Raw genomic sequence first — 19,562 nt, 5'->3', positions numbered from 1 at the left:
ACCCTTAATCGAGCTCTTAACCGGGCGTTAGGAAACGATGCGGCACAGTGGCGGAATGAGGAAGTGGCGGAACGCGGTCGTGACGGCGGCGTGGGTGGCCGTGGGGACGGCGGCGGGGGCGCTGGGCGCCTGGCAGTTGGCGAGTGCGGACTCCGACGGGGCGGGGGGTGCGGCGCACAGTCGTCCGCTGGACGAGGCGGCGGTACGGAGAGCCTTGGCGGCATCCGACCCACCTCCCACGTCACGGTCGACGCCCACGCCGCCGTCCCCGCCCCCCTCCCGGTCCCTCACGCCGCCTGCCTCCTCGCCGCCCTCGGCCGAGCGCTCCACGGTCCGGTTCACCGGAGGGTCGGCGACGGTGGAGTGCCGGGCCGACGGCACGGTGCGGCTCGTCTCCTGGAGCCCGGCGGACGGGTTCCACATCGACGACGACGTGGAGCGGGGTCCTGCGGCGGTGGCCCGCCTGGAGGCGGAGCCGGGCGACGACGACGAACAGCCGGACCTCCCCTACGAGATCCGCTGCGTGGGGGGCACGCCGAGGGCGCAGGTCGTACCCGACACGGACGACGACTGAGCCCATCGCTTCACGGTGCGGCCCGGCGGGGGTTGCTCGCGCAGTTCCCCGCGCCCCTGGGTAGTCCCCCCCATCCGGCGCCTATGAGGGGACGCCCCGTGCGGGCCGGTGGGGGTTGCTCGCGCAGTTCCCCGTGCCTCTGGGTAGTCCTCCCATCCGGCACCCTATGAGGGGACGCATACGGGGGCGCCCAGGAGTCTTCCCCAGGGGCGCGGGGAACTGCGCGCCAAGCCCCCACCGGCGGGCAGCCGAAGCATCACCGCCGCCCCGGGTGACTTCAGGGGCGCGGGGAACTGCGCGAGCAACCCCCACCGGCCGGCCGCCGGACAACCCGCCCCCCCGGGGGGCGACCGAGACGACTCCCCGACACTCTGTCGCGTTCACAACGCCACGTACGACAAGACGCCCATGTCCCGTCCACTCCGTGGACATCTACCCTCGGCCCCATGACCCCTCAGCCGAATCCCCAGGTCGGCGCCGCCGTGAAGGCCGCGGACCGCGCACACGTCTTCCACTCCTGGTCCGCACAGGAGCTCATCGACCCGCCGGCCATCGCCGGCGCCGAGGGCGCCTACTTCTGGGACTACGACGGAAACCGCTACCTCGACTTCACCAGCGGCCTCGTCTACACCAACATCGGGTACCAGCACCCGAAGGTCGTCGCCGCCATCCAGGAGCAGGCGGCGACGATGACGACGTTCGCCCCCGCCTTCGCCGTGGAAGCCCGCTCCGAGGCCGCACGCCTCATCGCCGAGCGGACCCCCGGCGACCTGGACAAGATCTTCTTCACGAACGCCGGCGCCGACGCGGTCGAGCACGCCACCCGGATGGCCCGTCTGCACACGGGCCGCCCCAAGGTGCTCGCCGCCTACCGCGGCTACCACGGCGGCACCCACCAGGCCATCAACCTCACCGGCGACCCGCGCCGCTGGGCGTCCGACACCGGCACGGCGGGCGTCGTCCGCTTCTGGGCGCCGTTCCTGTACCGCTCCCGCTTCTACGCGGAGACGGAAGCGCAGGAGTGCGAGCGCGCCCTCCAGCACCTGGAGGACACGATCGTCTTCGAGGGTCCGCAGACCATCGCCGCGATCATTCTGGAGACCGTGCCCGGCACCGCCGGGATCATGATCCCGCCGCCCGGCTACCTCGCGGGCGTGCGCGCGCTCTGCGACAAGTACGGCATCGTCTTCATCCTCGACGAGGTCATGGCCGGCTTCGGCCGCACCGGCGAGTGGTTCGCCGCGGACCTGTTCGACGTCACGCCGGACCTGCTGACCTTCGCGAAGGGCGTGAACTCCGGATACGTGCCGCTCGGCGGCGTCGCCATCTCCGGCGAGATCGCGGAGACCTTCGCCAGGCGCCCCTACCCGGGCGGCCTCACGTACTCGGGCCACCCCCTGGCCTGCGCCGCCGCCGTCGCCACGATCAACGTCATGGCGGAGGAGGGCATCGTCGACCACGCGGCGGACCTCGGCGCGAGGGTCATCGAGCCGGGCCTGCGCGCGCTCGCCGAGCGCCACCCGTCGGTCGGCGAGGTGCGCGGCGTCGGCATGTTCTGGGCGCTGGAGCTCGTGAAGGACCGCGAGACGCGCGAGCCGCTCGTGCCCTACAACGCCACCGGCGAGGCGAACGCCCCGATGGCCGCGTTCGGCGCCGCCGCGAAGAAGCAGGGCCTGTGGCCGTTCATCAACATGAACCGCACCCACGTGGTCCCCGCGTGCAACATCACGGAGACGGAGGCGAAGGAGGGCCTCGCGGCCCTGGACGTGGCCCTGTCCGTGGCGGACGAACACACCGTGTAGGGGCGTTCACCTGCGGTGACGGGGGCGCGGGGGCCACCTCTCGGGCCCCCGCCCCCGGAACCCCGACCGCGTAGTCTGACGTGCTCGTAAGCGAAGCGACCACGTACTCGACCTCCGCGGGGGAACCCAGATGCCCGGCACCGACGGCCCCGCCGTCATCCGCAGCACTCTGCGCCAGCAAATAGCCGACGCCCTCCGCGACGAGGTCCTGGCCGGCAGGCTGGAGCCGGGCCAGGAGTTCACGGTCAAGGAGATCGCCGAGCAGTACGGCGTCTCCGCGACCCCCGTCCGCGAGGCGCTCGTGAACCTCACCGCGCAGGGCCTCCTCGACGCCGACCAGCACCGCGGCTTCCGCGTCCACGAGCACACCCTGGACGACTACCGCGGCATGCTGGAGGCCCGCGGCCTGATCGCCGACGGCATCTTCCGCGACCTCGTGGCCCACCGCGCCCGCCGGGACACCGCCGACGCCCTGTTCTCCGTGCGCCGCCGCGGCGAGGAGGCCGCCCGCGCCGCCTGCGCGGGCGACCTGACGGTCCTCATCGGCTACGACCTCCGCTTCTGGCGCGAGCTCAGCGCCCTCTTCGGCAACGCCTACCTCTCCGACTTCCTGCACCGCCTGCGCGTGAAGTCCTGGGTCTGCGCCGTCACCCACCTCCGCCGCTGGAGCGACATCAACGGCGGTGACCTGCGCGGCCTGCTCTGGTCCCGGCACACCGAGCTCGTGGACGCCCTGGTGCGCGACGATCCGGAGGCGGCGCACGGGATCGTCAGGGAGTACAACGCGCACTCCCTGGCCCTGATCGAGCGGCTGGCCGCTGCATGAGCGTGGACCTGTCCGTCGTCGTTCCCGCCTACAACGAGGAGCAGCGCCTGGGCCCCACGCTCGACGCGCTCCGCGACCACCTCGAAACGACCTGCCGGGGCGCCTGGGAGCTGATCGTCGTCGACGACGGCTCCACCGACCGGACCGCGGAGATCGCCGCCGAGGCCTCCGCCGCGGACCCCCGCGTCCAGCTCGTGCGCGGCGACCGCAACCGGGGCAAGGGCCACGCGCTGCGGCTCGGCGTCCTCGCCTCGTACGGCAGCCGCGTCCTGGTCACCGACGCCGACCTCGCCGCGCCCATCGAGGAGCTCGACCACCTCGACAAGGCGCTCACCGACGGCCACGCGGCGGCGATCGGCTCCCGCGCCCGCCCCGGCGCGACGATCGACACCCACCAGCACCGGCTGCGCGAGCTCCTCGGCCGTACCGGCAACTTCCTCATACGGTCGGTCGCCGTCCCCGGAATCCGCGACACCCAGTGCGGCTTCAAGCTCTTCGACGGCGACCGGGCCCGTGAGGCGTTCGCCGCGTCCAGGCTGCACGGCTGGGGCATCGACGTCGAGATACTGCAGTACTTCAGGCGGGCGGGCTGGCCCGTCGCCGAGGTGCCCGTGCGCTGGTCCCACCAGGAGGGATCGAAGGTCCGTCCGCTGGACTACGTGAAGGTCCTCGCCGAGCTGACGACCCTCAAGGCCCGCACGGTCCGCCGGGCCGACGTCGTGGTCGCGCTCCTCTTCCTGGCCCTCTCGGTCTTCCTCTACTCGAGCCGCTGGGTGGCGCCCGCCCACCGCTACATCCCGGACTCGCTCCAGGACCAGAACCAGTGGGAGTGGTTCTTCGCGGTGACGGCGGACAACGTCCGCCACCTGAACAACCCCCTGTTCACGACCCTCCAGAACGTCCCGGACGGCGTGAACCTCATGGCCAACACGGTCATGCTGGGCCTGTCCGTGCCGCTCGCCCCCGTCACCTGGCTCCTCGGCCCCGCGGTCGCCCTGAACGTGGCGATGACGGGCGGCCTCGCCGCCACCGCCGTCAGCTGGTACGCGCTGATCCGCAGACGCCTCGTCCCGCACCGGGGCGCCGCCGCCGTCGGCGCGGCCGTCGCCGCGTTCGCGCCCCCGATGGTCAGCCACGCCAACGCCCACCCGAACTTCATCGTCCTCTTCATGATCCCGCTGATCATCGAGCGGGCGCTGCGGCTCTGCGAGGGCACGCGGGTCGTACGCAACGGCGTCGTCCTCGGGCTGTACACGACGTACCAGATCTTCCTCGGCGAGGAGCCGCTCCTCCTGGCGGCGCTCGGCATGCTGCTCTTCGCGCTCGCGTACGCGGCCGTGCGCCGGGACGTGGCACGCGCCGCGTGGCGCCCGCTCGCGCGCGGTCTCGCGATCGCCCTGGCCGTCACGATCCCGCTGGTGGCGTTCCCGCTCCACTGGCAGTTCTTCGGGCCGCAGAGCTACCAGAGCGTCCTGCACGGCGACAACGTGGGCAACAGTCCGCTCGCCTTCTTCTCCTTCGCGGAGCGCTCGCTCGCGGGCAGCCACGAGACCGCCGACCACCTCGCCATGAACCCGACCGAGCAGAACGCCTTCTTCGGCTGGCCGCTCGCCGCCCTGGCCTTCGCGATCGTCGTACGCCTCTGGGAGCGCACGGTCGTCAAGGCGCTGGCGTTCACCGTGCTCGCGGCCGCGCTGCTCTCGCTCGGGCCGAAGTTCCGGATTCCGCTGACGGACGTGGTCCTTCCTGGCCCGTGGGCGGCGCTTTCCGGCCGACCTCTCTTCGAGTCCGTCATCGAGTCGCGGGTGGCGATGGTGTGCGCCCCGGCGCTCGGCATGCTGCTCGCGCTGGCGCTCGTACAACTGCTGCGCGCTCCGCGGCGCGCGCATCGGTTCGCGGGGGTGGCGGCCGTCGCCCTCGCCCTCCTGCCGGTCTTCCCGGCGCCGCTGAAGGCCGTGGACCGGGTCGACGTGCCGCCGTTCATCGCGCAGGGCACCTGGCGGACCTATCTGGGCGAGGGCGAGACCCTCGTCCCGGTGCCGGTCCCCGACCCCGCCAACGCGGAGGGCCTGCACTGGCAGGTCGACGCCGACCTGGGCTTCCGCATCCCCGGCGGCTACTTCAACGGCCCCTGGGGCCCGGACCGCGTCGGCATCTACGGCCCCTCGCCCCGCAACACCTCCAACCTCCTGCGCGACGTCCGCTCCTCGGGCCGCGTCCCCGAGGTCACCCCCGCCTGGCGCGAGGCGGTCCGCCAGGACCTGGAGTTCTGGAAGGCGGGCCTCCTCGTGCTGGCGCCGCAGCAGAACGACGGAGAACTGCGCACGACCGTGGACGCGCTTCTGGGCCGTCCCGGAAAGTGGGTGGACGGCGTATGGATATGGGACCTGCGCAAGGGCAGTTAGGGGACGGGGGCGCGACTACGCTGCCTGCACGCGGGGCTACGGTCCGTCCCCCGCCCCTATCCGTATGTTGCCGCCCCCCACCCGACCCGAGGAGACCTTCTTGGCCTGCGACCTGTGGCTGGTCCCGCTCGTCGACGTCTTGTGCCACAGCGCCGACAATCCGTTCGCGGAAGAGCTCGCCGTCTACGACAAGGCACTGCACGAGGCGGGCTTCCCGCCCGTGCCCGTCTTCGCCTACATGCCGGGCCTCTCCGGCGACGTGGCCCCGGTCGCGGGCTTCGACTACGACGCGCTGCACTTCCTGCGCCGCGCCTACCTCCTCCAGATCTGCGGCCTGGAGGTCACGCCCGTGGACGAGCTGGGCGGGGACTACGAACAGCTCCTGGAGATGTTCGACGCCACGGCCCAGCAGTCGCACCTGGTCTGGCACTACGACCACGCGGGCGCGTACGTCCCCGTGGACTTCCCGGCCCCGCTCTCCAACGAGGAGCTCCTCGCGGGCGGCGGCCCGCTGGGCTCCTCGCACGCGCTCCTGCGCGAGCTGGAGTACGTCGCCCCGTCGATCGGCATAGACGCGGCGAACCCGCCGCTGGCCCCGGCCCCGCCGTCGGCCCCCACGTCCCTGGAGGAGCCGGCCGCCCCGTCCCCGCCGGACGCGAGCCCCTTCGCGCGCGAGCGCCACGTGTGGCTGGGTCTGCACGCGGCGGCGACGCGGAGCCTGGCCCAGGGCTCGATGATCATCTACAGCTAGTGGAGCCGGCGATGAGTTCTGACGCCCGGCCCGGTCTGACTGTCGTACGCGCGTACACACGGACAGGCACTGGAGGAGCGACATGAGCCGGCAACAGGAACGGCAGCAGCTGCTGAAGGTCCAGAATTTCATGCTGTCGCAGGACGGCTTCGGCACCGGTGAGGGCCAGAGCCTGGAGCGGCCGTTCGGCCACGCCGATCCCCGGGAGATGTCCGCCTGGGCCGTCGCGACGGCGAGCTGGCCGAACCGCACGGATCCCGGCGGAACCCGCGGCCTCGACGACTACTTCACCCGCGACTTCAGCCACAACATCGGCGCCGAGATCATGGGCCGCAACAAGTTCGGCCCGCAGCGCGGCCCCTGGCAGGACCACGAGTGGCGCGGCTGGTGGGGCGACGAGCCCCCCTTCCACACGCCCGTCTTCGTCATGACCCACCACGAACGCCCGTCCTTCACGCTCTCCGACACCACGTTCCACTTCGTCGCGGGCGACCCGGCGACCGTCCTGGAGCGGGCGAAGGAGGCGGCGCAGGGCAAGGACGTCCGGCTCGGCGGCGGTCCCACGATCGTCCGCGAGTTCCTGGAGGCGGGCCTGGTGGACACGCTGCACGTGGCGGTCGTGGGGCAGATGAAACTCGGGGCGGGGGTGCGGCTCTGGAACTCGCCCGAGGACCTGACCGACCGCTACCACCTGGAGGTCGTGCCGAGCCCGAGCGGAGTGACGCACCACTTGTTCTGGCGCAGGTAGCACGCCTCTCGTTCCGGCGCGGGCAGCACGCCGCGCAGGCCCCCGCCCGGGTCACCGGGGCTCGGGCGGCCGCTGCCGCGGCATGTTCGGCCGGGCCCCGGGCGGCAGCGGAAACCGTCCGGGGGAGGCGGGCGCCTCGCGCGGCGCCCCGCCCGGCACGATCGCCTGCATGGCGAGCGGCACGGGCCCGGCCCGGAACTCGACCATCCAGTCGGAGGTCTCCGCGCGCACGAGCTCGGTGATGTCGTCGGTGAACCTCCGCAGCACCCCGAGGCACCGCTCGGCGGCTTCCCCGGCGGTCCCCTCGGTGGGCCCGAGAACTTCCCGCACACTTTCGGAAGCCCAGTCGAATTGAAGTACCTGGAGCCGCCGCTGCACGGCCTGCGCGGTCGCCACGTCCCGCATCCACCCGGACGTGAGCCCGAAGAACCGGTCGCACCCCACGCAGGCGACCCCGACGAGCAGCGACACGAACCCCCACCCGGCGAGACCGCCGGTGGTCCCCGCGCCCCCCGCACGCGCCAGATCGAGCAGCGGCAGCACTCCGGCGCCCACGGCGCCCAGGGCGGCGCCCACGCGCAGCAGGCGCGCCGCGCGCCGCTTCCTGCCGCGGTCGGTGAGGTACCACTCGGCGGTGTTCAGGGCGCCCCGCTCCACCCAGCGGTAGAGCTCGTCGAGCCGCCCGGCGGGGTCGCCCCAGTCGCCGAGCGGGAAGGCACGCCCGGTCAAATCCCCCGTGGGAACGCCCCCCGAGGGGGTGCCCCCCGAGCCCCCGGACCCCTGCCCCTCGGGGGTCTCGGGGGGCACCCCCTCGGGCTGCATCTCAGGCTGGCTCACCCGGCACTCCTCCAACGAGATCACGCGTATCGACCCCAATTCCTACCGCCCAATGGGTGGCCATGAGCCCGGATTCACGGCTTTTCCGCCCGGAAGAGCTGCTTGATCAGGTATAGGAGGACGCTGGATCTCACTCGAAAGAGTGCTGGGGCGACCCGCCCGCCGACCACGTAGGCTCGTTCTTGGCGGCAACCCCGCCAGATGGACCCGCACAAACGGACCCGTACGAAACGGAGCTGATCGTGATCCCCGGTGGTGGCCAGCCCAACATGCAGCAGCTGCTTCAGCAGGCCCAGAAGATGCAGCAGGACCTCGCGGCGGCGCAGGAGGAACTGGCGCGCACGGAGGTCGAGGGCCAGGCGGGCGGCGGCCTCGTCAAGGCGACGGTCAACGGCTCCGGCGAGCTGCGCGGCCTGGTGATCGACCCGAAGGCGGTCGACCCCGAGGACACGGAGACGCTGGCGGACCTGGTCGTCGCGGCGGTCCAGGCGGCCAACGAGAACGCGCAGGCGCTGCAGCAGGAGAAGCTGGGCCCGCTGGCCCAGGGCCTCGGCGGCGGTGGCGGCATCCCGGGGCTTCCCTTCTAAGAAACCCCCCGGCCAACTACGGTACGTAGAAGACCGACACCCTAGGCAGCACTACAGCAGGAAAGGCGTTCCGTGTACGAAGGCGTGGTTCAGGACCTCATCGACGAGCTGGGCAGGCTGCCCGGCGTCGGTCCCAAGAGCGCGCAGCGGATCGCCTTCCACATCCTCCAGGCGGAGCCGACGGACGTACGGCGCCTCGCGCACGCACTCCTGGAGGTGAAGGACAAGGTCCGCTTCTGCGCGACCTGCGGGAACGTGGCGCAAGAGGAACTCTGCAACATCTGCCGGGACCCGCGCCGGGACCCCTCCGTCATCTGCGTCGTGGAGGAACCGAAGGACGTCGTCGCGATCGAGCGGACCCGCGAGTTCCGGGGCAAGTACCACGTCCTGGGCGGCGCGATCAGCCCGATCGAGGGCGTGGGCCCGGACGACCTGCGCATAAGGGAACTCCTCGCGCGCCTGGCCGACGGCACGGTCACGGAGCTGATCCTCGCCACGGACCCGAACCTGGAGGGCGAGGCGACGGCGACGTACCTCGCGCGCATGATCAAGCCCATGGGCCTGAAGGTCACCCGCCTGGCCAGCGGACTCCCTGTCGGGGGAGATCTGGAATACGCGGACGAGGTCACCCTGGGCCGCGCCTTCGAGGGGAGACGACTCCTAGATGTCTGACGCCACGCTGAACACCGTGACCGACAACCCGGACGACTTCGCGGTCCAGATCTCCGACCAGATCGAGAGCTTCATCGTCTCGGTCAGGGAGGTCGCGAAGGGCGACGAGCCCGACTCGGCGGTCCCCTTCCTCCTCCTGGAGGTCTCCCAGCTCCTCCTGGCCGGCGGCCGCCTCGGCGCGCACGAGGACATCGTCCCCGAGGAGCGCTACGAGCCGGACCTGGGCCCGGAACAGGACGTCGACGACCTCCGCGAACGCCTGGCCTCCCTCCTGGACCCGATCGACGTCTACTCAGAGGTCTTCGACCCCTACGAGCCCCGCAAGGCCCCCGTCCCCTGCCGCATCTCGGACGACCTCGCGGACGTGGTGGCCGACCTCTCCCACGGCCTGGCCCACTACCGCGCGGGCCGCACGACCGAGGCCCTCTGGTGGTGGCAGTTCTCCTACTTCTCCAACTGGGGCTCCACAGCCTCCGGCGCCCTCCGAGCCCTCCAGTCCCTGGTCGCCCACGTCCGCCTGAACCAGCCCCTGGACGACCTGGACGGCCTGGACACGGACGAGGACCTGGGCGCGGACGGCCTGGAGGAGGAGGCGGGCAAGGTCATGGCGGAGGAGATCGCGGGACCGCTGGGCCTGCGCACGATCAAGTAGACCGGCCCTCGGGTCCCCTTGCCGGGTCTCTCCCCCCTTGCCGGGTCCGCAGCCGTGCCTTCGGGCCGCTGTCCACCGTTCATTCGCCCACCAGAAGTCCCCGAAGCCGCAGCCCAGTTGAACACCCGGCGCTACGCTGAGTCACACGACTGCGCTAGGGGGCGGGGGCCATGGCGGATGACGCTTGGGTGGGGTTGGCCGAGGCGATCGGGGCGGTGCGCGCGGAGCTGCGGCGGGCAGCCGAGGAAGGCCGGGGTCAGGACCTCCAATTCCGCACGGGACCCGTCGAGTTGGAGTTCACGGTCGACGTCCGCAAGGACGCCGAGGCACGGGCGAAGGTCCTCGTCCTCCCCTTCGGCGCGGAGGCGAAGGCGTCCCGCTCCAAGGGCACGGTGAACCGGCTCAAGGTGACGTTGCAGCCGGTGGACCCGTCGACGGGTGAGGACGCGCGGGTGGGCGACGACGTGGACGAGCGCCCTCGGTAGGGCGACGGCGGTCACGTCATGGATGTACGTCGGGTCGTGGAGATCTGGAACCCGGGGGCGGGGTGTTCCGGTACCGGATATCTGGTCGCGGACCGGATCGTGTTGACGGCGCTGCACAACGTGCTGGGGTCGACGGGCCGGGTGGAGGTCCGACGCCTCGTCCCCGGGGCGGGAGCTGATCGGTGGGCCACTGCCGAGCTGCTGTGGCCCGAGCGGGCGCAGGACCCCGAGGTGGATGTCGCGTTGATCCAGGTGGCGGACGGCGCGTGGACGGTGCCGGACGGGATGGACCCGGTGCGGTGGGGGCGCATCGACGCTGCTGTGGTCGAGGAACGGCTGGGGTGCCTGGCGGTCGGATTCCCGCGGTCGGAGGTGCGGGACGGTGTTCGCGACACCAAGGAGATCCGGGGGCACGTCGAGTCACTGACCGGGCTGAAGTCGGGTGGCGAGCGCATCACGGTGTACGTGGACAGGGTCGCCGCCCCCAGTAAGCCGGACGGGAAGTCGCGCTGGTCCGGGACGTCCGGAGCGGCGCTGTTCGCCCGGGGCCGGCTGGTGGGTGTGGTGACGACCGACCGGGCCCGGGACTATGAGGCGGATCAGCTCACCGCCGTGTCCGTGGCGTCCCTTGCCGCGCGGCCCGGCTTCGCGATGGCGGTGAAGGCGGCGGGCGGGGACCTGGTCCTGGAGGACGTCAGCGCGGCGTCCGACGCGGGTCCGCCGCACTCGGCGTACGACGTGGAGGTCCCCCGCGGCATCCACAACCTCCCCGACCTGCCCTCACGGATCTTCGTCGGCCGCGACGAGGCACTCGCCGCACTGGGCCGAGCCCTGTCCGAGGACTCCCAGACGATCACGCAGACGTTGCACGGCCTGGGCGGCGTCGGGAAGACGACGCTGGCGTTGCACTACGCCCACGACCACCGGGACGAGTACCGGCTGGTGTGGTGGATCCGGGCGGACACGCCTGATCTGATCGACGCGGGCCTGGCGGCGCTGGCGGCGCGGCTGAGAGGTGGTCGCGCTCCTGCCCTCGCCACGGCGCAGGCGGCCTCCTGGGCCATCGGGTGGCTGCAGACCCACCCGGGCTGGCTCTTGGTCTTCGACAACGTGGAGAGGCCGGAGGACGTCCGGCCGGTTACGGGGCAACTCCGCGCGGCGGGCCGGCAGTTGCTTACCAGCCGTTGCGGAGGCGGCTGGTCGGGAGACCCCCTCCCACTGCCGGTACTGGACACGGAAGCTTCCCTGGACCTACTCGCACGCCTGACGAACGGCGGTGACGAGGAGGAGGCCCGCGCGCTCGCCGAGGAGCTTGGCCACCTGCCCCTCGCCCTGGAGCAGGCGGGCGCCTTCATCGCGCAGACCTCGATCACGATCGGGGAGTACCGCGAGATGCTCCGCGAATACGCAAGACACACCACGGACGCCGCGCCGGCGGGCTCGGATCCCACGCGGACGATGGCCCGGATCTGGCGCATCACGTTGGACGCCCTGCACGAGCGGGACCCGCGTGCGGTGGAGATCCTGCGCGTCGCTGCCTGGTACGCGCCGACGGGCATCCCCCGCGACCTCTTCGCCCCACTCGCGGAGAATCCCGTAGACCTGGCCGGGCTCCTGGCGCTGCTCGCCAACTACAACATGATCACCATCGACCGGTCGACGCTCGGTGTTCACCGTCTGGTCCAAACGGTGGCTCGCACGCCGGCTGATGACGACCCGCACCGCGGGAGGGAACTCATCGACGAAGCCCGCGTCCAGGCCGCGGCTTGGTTGTGTGGCGCGCTGCCCGACGACCCAGACGAGAATGTTGCCGGCTGGCCGACATGGAGGCACCTCCTGCCGCACACAGAAGCCCTATTGGCGGCCTGGAGGCCTGCCGAGGACAACGATTCCACGCTGTTCGTCCTCAACCAAGTGGCGCTGTACCTTCAGGGGCAGGGAGAGCCTCTCAGAGCCATCGACTTCCTGCGCCGCAACTTGGAGGGATCGCTCCGCCTGAAGGGCACGGGCCACTTGGACACGCTGACAGCGCGCAACAACCTGGCGAGTGCGCATGAAAGAGCCGGTGATGTGTCCCGTGCCATTCCTCTGTTTGAGGAAACGCTGGCCGAACGGTTACAGATTCTCGGGAAGGACCATCCACATACACTGACATCCCGGAACAACCTGGCATGTGTGTACGAGGCCGCGGGCGACCTGCATCGTGCGATCCCGTTGTACGAAGAGACATTGGTGGACAGGCAGCGCGTGCTCGGTGGAAACCACCCTCAGACTCTGTCGTCGAGCAACAACTTGGCTTATGCGTACAGTTCAGTGGGAGAACTCGACCGAGCCATCGCGTTGTACGAGAAGACTTTGGCGGGCCGGTTGCGGGTGCTGGGGGAGGACCACCCCGACACCCTTATGTCACGACACAACCTCGCGAGCGCATACAAGGACGCGGGCGACGTGCCTCGTTCGATCTCGATGCTCGAAAAGGTGTGGAGCGACCGCTCGCGGGTGTTGGGGGCGGTGCACCCCGATTCACTGGCGTCACGCAACAACCTGGCACATGCGTACTTGCGTGATGGTCAGACGGATCGTGCGCGTCTGCTGTTCGAAGGGAACTTGGCCGATCAGCTGAGAGTGTTGGGCGAGGAACATCCGGACACCCTGACCACGCAGAACAACTTGGCCTTCCTGTGGGAGTTTTCGGATGACGTCTCGCGTGCTCTCCGGCTGTACGAGGAGGTCTTGACCGTCCGGCTGCGCGTGCTGGGCGAAGATCACCCGGACACGCTGGTCTCACGAAACAACCTGGCTCAGGCGCTCGAGAGCCGTGGTCGCACGAGCAGCGCCGTCGAGCTGTATGTCGAGCTGCTGGCTGACTGTGTCCGCGTGCTCAGTCCGGATCATCCGACGACTCTGCTTGTGCGTCGGAACCTGGCCGCCGCGCGAGCCCGGAACTGGAAGTTCAGGAAGCCGACGGACTGACCGGGCCCAGTGCCGTGAGCAGCTGACCCGGCACGACATACGGTGCCGTCGGTGTCGGTTCCGAGTACCAGAACAGGGGCCACGTGTTGCCGGCCAGTGCCGGGACACCGATGTACGTCACCGTCCGGCACCCCGCCCCGCCGAACCGCTGTACGCCCAGCGGCCAGTTGTGGTCCTTCGCCGCTCCCGGGGCCACGAGGAAGTACATCCAACGGAACCCCGTCGCCTCGCAGATGACGGGACCCGCGTTCCCGTCCGCCTCGGCGACGAGTCGCGCGGCGACCTGTTCCCCTCGTACGCCCTGGATACGGAGGGCGTCGAAGTGGACCCCGGACACGCGGAGATGGTGGCCCGCCAGAGGTACCCACTCCGGCCAGTGAATTGCGTTCGTCATGGTCACACCTTGGTACGTACGGAGTTACGCTCGGTAGTGACTGAGGGGATACACGCCTCCGTGTATCCGACGGAGGTGGTCGCTGTGTCCGTTCAGTACAACCCGACCTGGCGGTACAGCGGGAACCAGTTGAAGCGGTGGCGCATGAAGGCGAACGTCAGCCGGGAGGAACTGGGGGCTGCCTCCAATTACGCGCCGGACACCATCAAGGCCATGGAGCAGGGTGTTCGGATGCCCACGGGGCGCGTGTTGGACGTCGCCGACGGGATGTGTGGGGCGGATGGGCTGCTGAGTGCGGCCAAGGATTACGTGAAGGCGGAGAAGTTCCCGCCGCGGGCTCAGGACTTCATGGAGTACGAGCAGCAGGCAGTGAGCTTGTGGTGGTACGAGGTGGTGCTGATCCCTGGGTTGTTGCAGACGGAGACGTACGCCCGCAGGCTGATCAGCTCCTTCGTACCGCCGCTGGATGACGAGACCATCGAGGAACGGGTCACGGGCCGGTTGGAGCGCACGGAACTCCTGACCCGCAAGCCGATGACGGCGTTCAGCTTCGCCCTGTACGAGCCGGTGCTGCGTGGCCCGCACGTGGACAAGGACCAGCTGCTGCACCTGCTGGAGATGGGGCGCCGCAACAACGTCTCCATCCAGGTCCTGCCCTACGGGCGGGCCATGTCCTCCGCGCTCATGGGGCAGATGGTTCTGCTCGAAACCCAGGACCGCGAGCGCTTCGCCTACGCGGACGGCTCATCCGTGAGTCAGCTCACTTCGGACGTCGAGGTGGTGAGTTCGTACACAGAGCGGCTTAGCGTGATCCGCGCGGAGTCCCTCGGCAGCGAGGGGTCGGTGCGCTTCATCGAGCAGATGGTGGACGAGCTGTGAGCGACGAGCTGGAATGGTTCAAGTCGAGCTACAGCGGCCCCGAAGGGGACGCCTGCCTTGAAGCTGCCCTCGACTGGCGCACGTCCAGCTATAGCGACGACGAGGGTGCCAACTGCCTTGAGGTCTCCCGGGGTGTGGGCGCGACCTCACCTGAGGCGGTCCACGTCCGCGACTCAAAAGACCCCGTCAGCCCCATCCTCACCCTCTCCGCCCCCGCGTGGTCCGCCTTCATCGCCGCAGTTCAGCCCGGAGCTTGAGCCCCGGGACCCGAGCTCTTTACTGGGTTTGGTTCACCGGTGAAATGAACCCAACCAACCTGCCCAAAAGGGGAGTTGCAGGTTCCGTCACCCTCAAGGGTGACGTTCCGTAGTCAGCTTGCGGCGGAACGTAAAGTCGCTCTAGGTTCGCGGCAATAGAACGGCCCCGGGCGGTGCGCCAACACCGGATCCGAGGCCTGGTCCTACGATCGATCGCGAGTTTCGACCGTGGCTTACCGCCATCCTAATGCCGCCCTGCCGTCCCCCGCTCATCCCATGGCCAAATCGGGCTACGGGAAGCGTTGCGTGGATGACGAATCTCCGTACACCGAAGCCGATTTCGGTCATGTGTGCCAACGGGACGGCGAGATCGGGACGTTCCTCCACCACCTTCAAGAAGGCGCCGCCATGGGGCACAAAGCTGTCGCGTCCGAGCATCCCAACTACGGTCAGCAGGCGGTGCGGACGTCCATGGGGCGCCTGTCCCTCGCTGGGCACATCCGCTGGGTCAAGGAGCACATCACCGCCGAGGACAACACCAAGCGCTGGGTGACCAGGACGTACTGGTCGGGAAAGCCCAGGTCGGTGGAGTGGTGGACCGAGTTCGTGGAGGGCAGGCATGGTCGGGACGTAACTCCCGCTTACCAGGGAGGGCTTGCCCATCTCAGGGGCCCCGACTCGGATCCGGAGGCAGATCCGTCAGCCGCCGGAGCCACGTTCGGATCCGCGCCGACGGACTCGACCCAGGCGGACGCCGCGCCGGAGGAGAGCCCCGCGTACCGCGCTCTCGCGAGTCTCCGCGCCACGGATCCCCGCATGTCCCTCTCCGAGGCCGACTGCCGCGCGCTGGAAACGCTCGCTGCCGAGTGGCTGGCGCGGGGCGCAACCGTGCCTGAGATCGTCCGCGCCCTGACCTGCGGGCTTCCCGGCACTGTCCACAACCCGGGCGGGATCGCCCGTACGCGGTTGGAGAAGAAGATGCCTCCGAAGCTCTCCGCGTCGCCTGCCGTCCGGGCCCGCATCGACCGTGCCGTGATGATGTGCACGATGTGCGAGGAGTACCTGCCCGGCGCGCGGCTCATCAAGGGGCTGTGCGCCGACTGCTACGCGGAGCTTGTGCCGGAAGAGGCGGGGAAGGCGCCCGGGACCCTCCCGGCGACCTTCCTCCCCGCCCCTCGCCGGATGCCACAGGCAGACGTCACCGAACGAGTCGACGCGCTGCGCCGTGCAGCGGGCCTCAAGAGGGCGACGCCGTGACCCGCGCGGATGAAGGGCGTCCGCAAATGGCACCCGATGACTTCGAGGAGCTCGCCCGCGGGGCGCCGGAGACCGTGACGCTCGAACTCATCGGCGGCAAGTTGGAGGTCCGGCCCGTGCGGGACGGCAATCACGGCGAGATCGTCATGTGGCTGACGCGGCAGTGCATGCAGCAGCGGCCCGAGCCCGGTCTGTACTCCGTGCAGGAAATGGCGATCGAGGGCCGCCTGGCGGGCAGGGCCAGACCAGATGGAGTGCTCGCTCCGATCGGACCCTTCGTCGGGCAGGGGGAGTGGGCGGACCCTGGGGGTGTCCTCATGACCATCGAGGTCACTTCGTGCGACGGCGGCCAAGGCCATCGTCACGCGTATGCCCGCGCGGGCGTCCCCGTCCACCTCCTCATCGACAGGGGCAGCGACACCCTGGCCGTGTACAGCGACCCGCTGGACGGCGACTACCGGCAGGCCCCTGCGTACGCGTACGGCGCCGAGGTCATGCTCCCCGCCCCGGTAGCGATCACTCTGCACACCGAGCAGCTCAAGAACTACACCGGCTGAGGCCCCCGGGCCTGGAGCGTGTGACCCACCCCACTTTCCGGAGTGCTCCGCTCCGAGCTGGGCATGTGCCAAGCCGAGCGGTCGGAACGTATGCCCCCGAGAAGCGGGGGTGTATGCCGGGGTGATCAACTCGTGAGCGGGACATCTCACGATGTGATATCGACCTGGCGAATTTCGGCCGCTCGTTAGACTGAGCCGACCGCAGTAGTGCGGTAAGAGACGGACTGAGCGAGGAGCGCACGTGAGCCTTGTCGTGCAGAAGTACGGAGGCTCCTCCGTAGCCGATGCCGAAGGCATCAAGCGGGTCGCCAAGAGGATTGTCGACGCCAAGAAGAACGGCCATCAGGTCGTTGTCGTGGTGTCCGCCATGGGTGACACGACGGATGAGTTGATCGATCTTGCCGGGCAGGTGTCACCGATCCCTGCCGGGCGCGAATTCGACATGCTGCTGACCGCTGGTGAGCGGATTTCGATGGCCCTGCTGGCCATGGCGATCAAAAACCTGGGCCACGAGGCCCAGTCGTTCACGGGCAGCCAGGCCGGCGTCATCACCGACTCCGTCCACAACAAAGCGCGGATCATCGATGTCACCCCGGGCCGCATCCGGACCTCCGTCGACGAGGGCAACATCGCCATCGTCGCCGGGTTCCAGGGCGTCAGCCAGGAGGGGAAGAACATCACGACCCTCGGGCGCGGTGGCTCGGACACGACCGCCGTCGCCCTCGCCGCCGCTCTCGACGCCGAGGTCTGCGAGATCTACACGGACGTGGACGGTGTCTTCACCGCCGACCCGCGTGTGGTGAAGAAGGCCCGGAAGATCGACTGGATCTCGTTCGAGGACATGCTGGAGCTCGCGAGCTCCGGCTCCAAGGTGCTCCTCCACCGCTGTGTGGAGTACGCGCGTCGCTACAACATCCCGATCCACGTCCGCTCGTCCTTCAGCGGACTGCAGGGCACGTGGGTCAGCAACGAACCGCAAGGGGACCGCAAGGTGGAGCAGGCCATCATCTCCGGTGTCGCGCACGACACCTCCGAGGCCAAGATCACGGTCGTCGGCGTCCCCGACAAGCCGGGCGAGGCCGCGTCGATCTTCCGCGCGATCGCGGACGCCGAGGTCAACATCGACATGGTCGTGCAGAACGTGTCGGCCGCCTCGACGGGCCTGACCGACATCTCCTTCACCCTTCCCAAGGACGAGGGCCGCAAGGCCATCGACGCCCTGGAGAAGACCCGCGCGGCCGTCGGCTTCGACTCGCTTCGTTACGACGACCAGATCGCGAAGATCTCGCTCGTCGGGGCGGGGATGAAGACCAATCCCGGCGTCACCGCGACCTTCTTCGAGGCGCTCAGCGACTCGGGCGTGAACATCGAGCTCATCTCGACCTCCGAGATCCGCATCTCGGTCGTCACGCGCGCCGACGACGTGACCGAGGCCGTCCGCGCCGTGCACACCGCCTTCGGGCTCGACTCCGACACGGACGAGGCCGTGGTCTATGGAGGCACCGGCCGATGAGCCGTAAGCCGACGCTCGCGGTCGTCGGAGCGACCGGGGCCGTCGGCACCGTCATGCTCCAGATCCTGTCGCAGCACGCCGACATCTGGGGCGAGATCCGACTCGTCGCCTCTCCGCGCTCGGCCGGCAAGAAGCTGGCCGTGCGCGGGGAGGAGATCGAGGTCGTCGCCCTCTCCGAGGACGCCTTCGACGGGGTCGACGTCGCCATGTTCGACGTACCCGACGAGGTGTCCGCGCAGTGGGCGCCCGTCGCCGCCGCCAAGGGCGTCGTCGTGGTCGACAACTCCGCCGCCTTCCGGATGGACCCGGACGTCCCGCTGGTCGTCCCCGAGGTCAACCCGCACGCCGCGCGCGTGCGGCCGCGCGGCATCGTCGCCAACCCGAACTGCACGACGCTCTCGATGATCGTCGCCGTCGGTGCCCTGCACGCCGAGTTCGGTCTGCGCGAGCTGATCGTCTCCTCGTACCAAGCGGTGAGCGGGGCGGGCCGGGACGGCGTGGACACGTTGCGGCGGCAGCTGAAGCTGGTCGCGGGCAGCGAGCTGGGGACCAGCCCCGGCGATGTGCGCCGGGCCGTCGGCGACGACACCGGGCCCTTCCCCGAGCCCGTCGCGCTGAACGTCGTGCCGTGGGCCGGGTCCCTCAAGGACGACGGCTGGTCGTCGGAGGAGATGAAGGTCCGGGACGAGTCGCGGAAGATCCTCGGACTCCCGGGACTTCGCGTCGCCGCCACGTGCGTGCGCGTGCCCGTCGTGACGACCCACTCCCTGACCGTCCACGCGCGCTTCGAGGACGAGGTCACCGTCGACCGGGCCCGCGAGATCCTCGCGACCGCGCCGGGCGTCGTGCTCTTCGACAACCCGGCCGCGGGGGAGTTCCCCACCCCGGCGGACGTCGTGGGTACCGACCCGACCTGGGTGGGGCGGGTCCGGCGGTCGCTGGACGACCCCACCGCGCTGGAGCTCTTCGTGTGCGGGGACAACCTGCGCAAGGGCGCCGCGCTGAACACGGCGCAGATCGCGGAGCTGGTGGCCGGGGAGTTCACCGCCGGTTGAGGTCCGTTCCGGCGGGGTGGTTGAGGCCATCTCCGGCGGATTGGTACATACCACCCCAGGGCCGAGCCCTATGTGGGATCTGTGTAAGTTCTGTGTCCAACTCAGTGGGCGTGCGTCCTTGAACTGGATCATCTCCGCGTTCGAAGATTCGCATCTGATCACTGCAACCGGCGACAGGCGGGGGGACGTCTTTAGCGGTCGCCTCAAGGGGTGGCCCGAGCGCCGGAATAATGGGCATAGGGGAAGAGCTGGTACGCATGGGGGCATTTGATGCATCGTCACGAGCGGTGCCCGCGCGACCTGCCGCAAACGCGACGACGGATGCGTACAACCCTGAT

Annotated in this window: 19 protein-coding genes; 17 read left to right on the top strand and 2 right to left on the bottom strand. The window is 69.9% G+C overall.

Features of this window, described 5'->3' with window-relative positions; translation table 11 throughout:
• The first annotated feature begins 55 nt into the window (after positions 1-55).
• The 6 genes from DEJ48_RS18410 to DEJ48_RS18385 all read left to right on the top strand — a co-directional run bounded on the left by DEJ48_RS18410 (position 56) and on the right by DEJ48_RS18385 (position 7,106).
• Positions 56-574, top strand: a complete 519-nt coding sequence (locus tag DEJ48_RS18410; protein WP_150217245.1) for a hypothetical protein — start codon at positions 56-58, stop codon at positions 572-574.
• 446 nt (positions 575-1,020) lie between these two features.
• Positions 1,021-2,376, top strand: coding sequence for an aspartate aminotransferase family protein (locus DEJ48_RS18405; RefSeq protein WP_150217244.1), 1,356 nt, complete (start codon positions 1,021-1,023; stop codon positions 2,374-2,376).
• A 130-nt stretch (positions 2,377-2,506) separates the two neighbouring features.
• A complete protein-coding gene (locus tag DEJ48_RS18400; protein WP_150217243.1) occupies positions 2,507-3,202 on the top strand; it encodes a GntR family transcriptional regulator in 696 nt (231 codons plus the stop codon).
• The gene (locus tag DEJ48_RS18395; RefSeq protein ID WP_150217242.1) at positions 3,199-5,607 is read left to right on the top strand and encodes a dolichyl-phosphate beta-glucosyltransferase; all 2,409 of its coding nucleotides are present in this window, start codon (positions 3,199-3,201) and stop codon (positions 5,605-5,607) included. The genes DEJ48_RS18400 and DEJ48_RS18395 overlap by 4 nt, the downstream gene beginning before the upstream one ends.
• A 100-nt stretch (positions 5,608-5,707) precedes the next feature.
• On the top strand, positions 5,708-6,358 hold the full coding sequence (locus DEJ48_RS18390; protein ID WP_150217241.1) for a hypothetical protein: 651 nt from the start codon (positions 5,708-5,710) through the stop codon (positions 6,356-6,358).
• Positions 6,359-6,440: 82 nt separating this feature from the next.
• Positions 6,441-7,106 carry a dihydrofolate reductase family protein gene (locus DEJ48_RS18385; RefSeq protein WP_150217240.1) on the top strand — a complete coding sequence of 222 codons (666 nt, stop codon included), beginning with the start codon at positions 6,441-6,443 and terminating at the stop codon, positions 7,104-7,106.
• Between the two features lie 51 nt (positions 7,107-7,157).
• Here DEJ48_RS18385 and DEJ48_RS18380 read toward each other — a convergent pair whose 3' ends face one another.
• The gene (locus DEJ48_RS18380) at positions 7,158-7,943 is read right to left on the bottom strand and encodes an SLATT domain-containing protein (protein WP_150217239.1); all 786 of its coding nucleotides are present in this window, start codon (positions 7,941-7,943) and stop codon (positions 7,158-7,160) included.
• Positions 7,944-8,185: 242 nt separating this feature from the next.
• Between DEJ48_RS18380 and DEJ48_RS18375 the strand changes: the two genes are divergently transcribed.
• The 5 genes from DEJ48_RS18375 to fxsT all read left to right on the top strand — a co-directional run bounded on the left by DEJ48_RS18375 (position 8,186) and on the right by fxsT (position 13,312).
• Positions 8,186-8,530: a YbaB/EbfC family nucleoid-associated protein gene (locus tag DEJ48_RS18375; protein WP_150217238.1), complete on the top strand. Its 345-nt coding sequence runs from the start codon at positions 8,186-8,188 to the stop codon at positions 8,528-8,530.
• Positions 8,531-8,602: 72 nt separating this feature from the next.
• Complete coding sequence (recR, locus tag DEJ48_RS18370) at positions 8,603-9,202, top strand: recombination mediator RecR (protein WP_055569715.1); 600 nt, start codon at positions 8,603-8,605, stop codon at positions 9,200-9,202.
• Complete coding sequence (locus tag DEJ48_RS18365; protein WP_150217237.1) at positions 9,195-9,854, top strand: DUF5063 domain-containing protein; 660 nt, start codon at positions 9,195-9,197, stop codon at positions 9,852-9,854. The genes recR and DEJ48_RS18365 overlap by 8 nt, the downstream gene beginning before the upstream one ends.
• A gap of 170 nt (positions 9,855-10,024) precedes the next feature.
• Positions 10,025-10,339 (top strand): trypco2 family protein, encoded by a 315-nt coding sequence (locus tag DEJ48_RS18360; RefSeq protein WP_223832094.1) that lies wholly within the window; start codon positions 10,025-10,027, stop codon positions 10,337-10,339.
• A gap of 36 nt (positions 10,340-10,375) precedes the next feature.
• On the top strand, positions 10,376-13,312 hold the full coding sequence (gene fxsT, locus DEJ48_RS18355) for an FxSxx-COOH system tetratricopeptide repeat protein (RefSeq protein WP_190537469.1): 2,937 nt from the start codon (positions 10,376-10,378) through the stop codon (positions 13,310-13,312).
• On the opposite strand, the gene DEJ48_RS18350 is transcribed toward fxsT, so the two are convergent.
• Positions 13,293-13,706 carry a hypothetical protein gene (locus DEJ48_RS18350; RefSeq protein WP_317850922.1) on the bottom strand — a complete coding sequence of 138 codons (414 nt, stop codon included), beginning with the start codon at positions 13,704-13,706 and terminating at the stop codon, positions 13,293-13,295. The two genes, fxsT and DEJ48_RS18350, sit on opposite strands and share 20 nt — an antisense overlap.
• An 84-nt stretch (positions 13,707-13,790) precedes the next feature.
• Here DEJ48_RS18350 and DEJ48_RS18345 point away from each other — a divergent pair, with 84 nt between their 5' ends.
• The 6 genes from DEJ48_RS18345 (at position 13,791) to DEJ48_RS18320 (ending at position 19,224) form a co-directional block, all read left to right on the top strand.
• Entirely contained in the window at positions 13,791-14,585 is a 795-nt protein-coding gene (locus tag DEJ48_RS18345; protein WP_223832093.1) for a helix-turn-helix domain-containing protein, read from the top strand.
• On the top strand, positions 14,582-14,842 hold the full coding sequence (locus DEJ48_RS18340) for a DUF397 domain-containing protein (RefSeq protein ID WP_150217233.1): 261 nt from the start codon (positions 14,582-14,584) through the stop codon (positions 14,840-14,842). Before DEJ48_RS18345 ends, DEJ48_RS18340 begins: the two co-directional genes overlap by 4 nt.
• 408 nt (positions 14,843-15,250) lie before the next feature.
• Complete coding sequence (locus DEJ48_RS18335) at positions 15,251-16,099, top strand: hypothetical protein (protein WP_223832092.1); 849 nt, start codon at positions 15,251-15,253, stop codon at positions 16,097-16,099.
• 26 nt (positions 16,100-16,125) lie between these two features.
• A complete protein-coding gene (locus DEJ48_RS18330) occupies positions 16,126-16,656 on the top strand; it encodes a Uma2 family endonuclease (RefSeq protein WP_150217231.1) in 531 nt (176 codons plus the stop codon).
• Between the two features lie 241 nt (positions 16,657-16,897).
• The gene (locus DEJ48_RS18325; protein WP_150217230.1) at positions 16,898-18,169 is read left to right on the top strand and encodes an aspartate kinase; all 1,272 of its coding nucleotides are present in this window, start codon (positions 16,898-16,900) and stop codon (positions 18,167-18,169) included.
• Positions 18,166-19,224 carry an aspartate-semialdehyde dehydrogenase gene (locus tag DEJ48_RS18320; protein WP_150217229.1) on the top strand — a complete coding sequence of 353 codons (1,059 nt, stop codon included), beginning with the start codon at positions 18,166-18,168 and terminating at the stop codon, positions 19,222-19,224. The genes DEJ48_RS18325 and DEJ48_RS18320 overlap by 4 nt, the downstream gene beginning before the upstream one ends.
• Positions 19,225-19,562 lie beyond the last annotated feature (338 nt).

The sequence above is a fragment of the Streptomyces venezuelae genome, assembly GCF_008642315.1.
GTDB lineage: Bacteria > Actinomycetota > Actinomycetes > Streptomycetales > Streptomycetaceae > Streptomyces > Streptomyces venezuelae_D.
The sequence above is the reverse complement of the archived record's forward strand: the minus strand, read 5'-3'. Positions and strand labels throughout refer to the sequence as shown.

Bases quoted from the DNA above. Each gene is read 5' to 3' on its own strand.
- DEJ48_RS18395 (WP_150217242.1), top strand. From the start codon at position 3,199: ATGAGCGTGGACCTGTCCGTCGTCGTTCCCGCCTACAACGAGGAGCAG.
- DEJ48_RS18330 (WP_150217231.1), top strand. From the start codon at position 16,126: ATGGCACCCGATGACTTCGAGGAGCTCGCCCGCGGGGCGCCGGAGACC.
- DEJ48_RS18405 (WP_150217244.1), top strand. From the start codon at position 1,021: ATGACCCCTCAGCCGAATCCCCAGGTCGGCGCCGCCGTGAAGGCCGCG.
- DEJ48_RS18385 (WP_150217240.1), top strand. From the start codon at position 6,441: ATGAGCCGGCAACAGGAACGGCAGCAGCTGCTGAAGGTCCAGAATTTC.
- DEJ48_RS18360 (WP_223832094.1), top strand. From the start codon at position 10,025: ATGGCGGATGACGCTTGGGTGGGGTTGGCCGAGGCGATCGGGGCGGTG.
- DEJ48_RS18350 (WP_317850922.1), bottom strand. From the start codon at position 13,706: ATGACGAACGCAATTCACTGGCCGGAGTGGGTACCTCTGGCGGGCCAC.
- DEJ48_RS18335 (WP_223832092.1), top strand. From the start codon at position 15,251: ATGGGGCACAAAGCTGTCGCGTCCGAGCATCCCAACTACGGTCAGCAG.
- DEJ48_RS18320 (WP_150217229.1), top strand. From the start codon at position 18,166: ATGAGCCGTAAGCCGACGCTCGCGGTCGTCGGAGCGACCGGGGCCGTC.
- DEJ48_RS18410 (WP_150217245.1), top strand. From the start codon at position 56: ATGAGGAAGTGGCGGAACGCGGTCGTGACGGCGGCGTGGGTGGCCGTG.
- DEJ48_RS18365 (WP_150217237.1), top strand. From the start codon at position 9,195: ATGTCTGACGCCACGCTGAACACCGTGACCGACAACCCGGACGACTTC.
- DEJ48_RS18400 (WP_150217243.1), top strand. From the start codon at position 2,507: ATGCCCGGCACCGACGGCCCCGCCGTCATCCGCAGCACTCTGCGCCAG.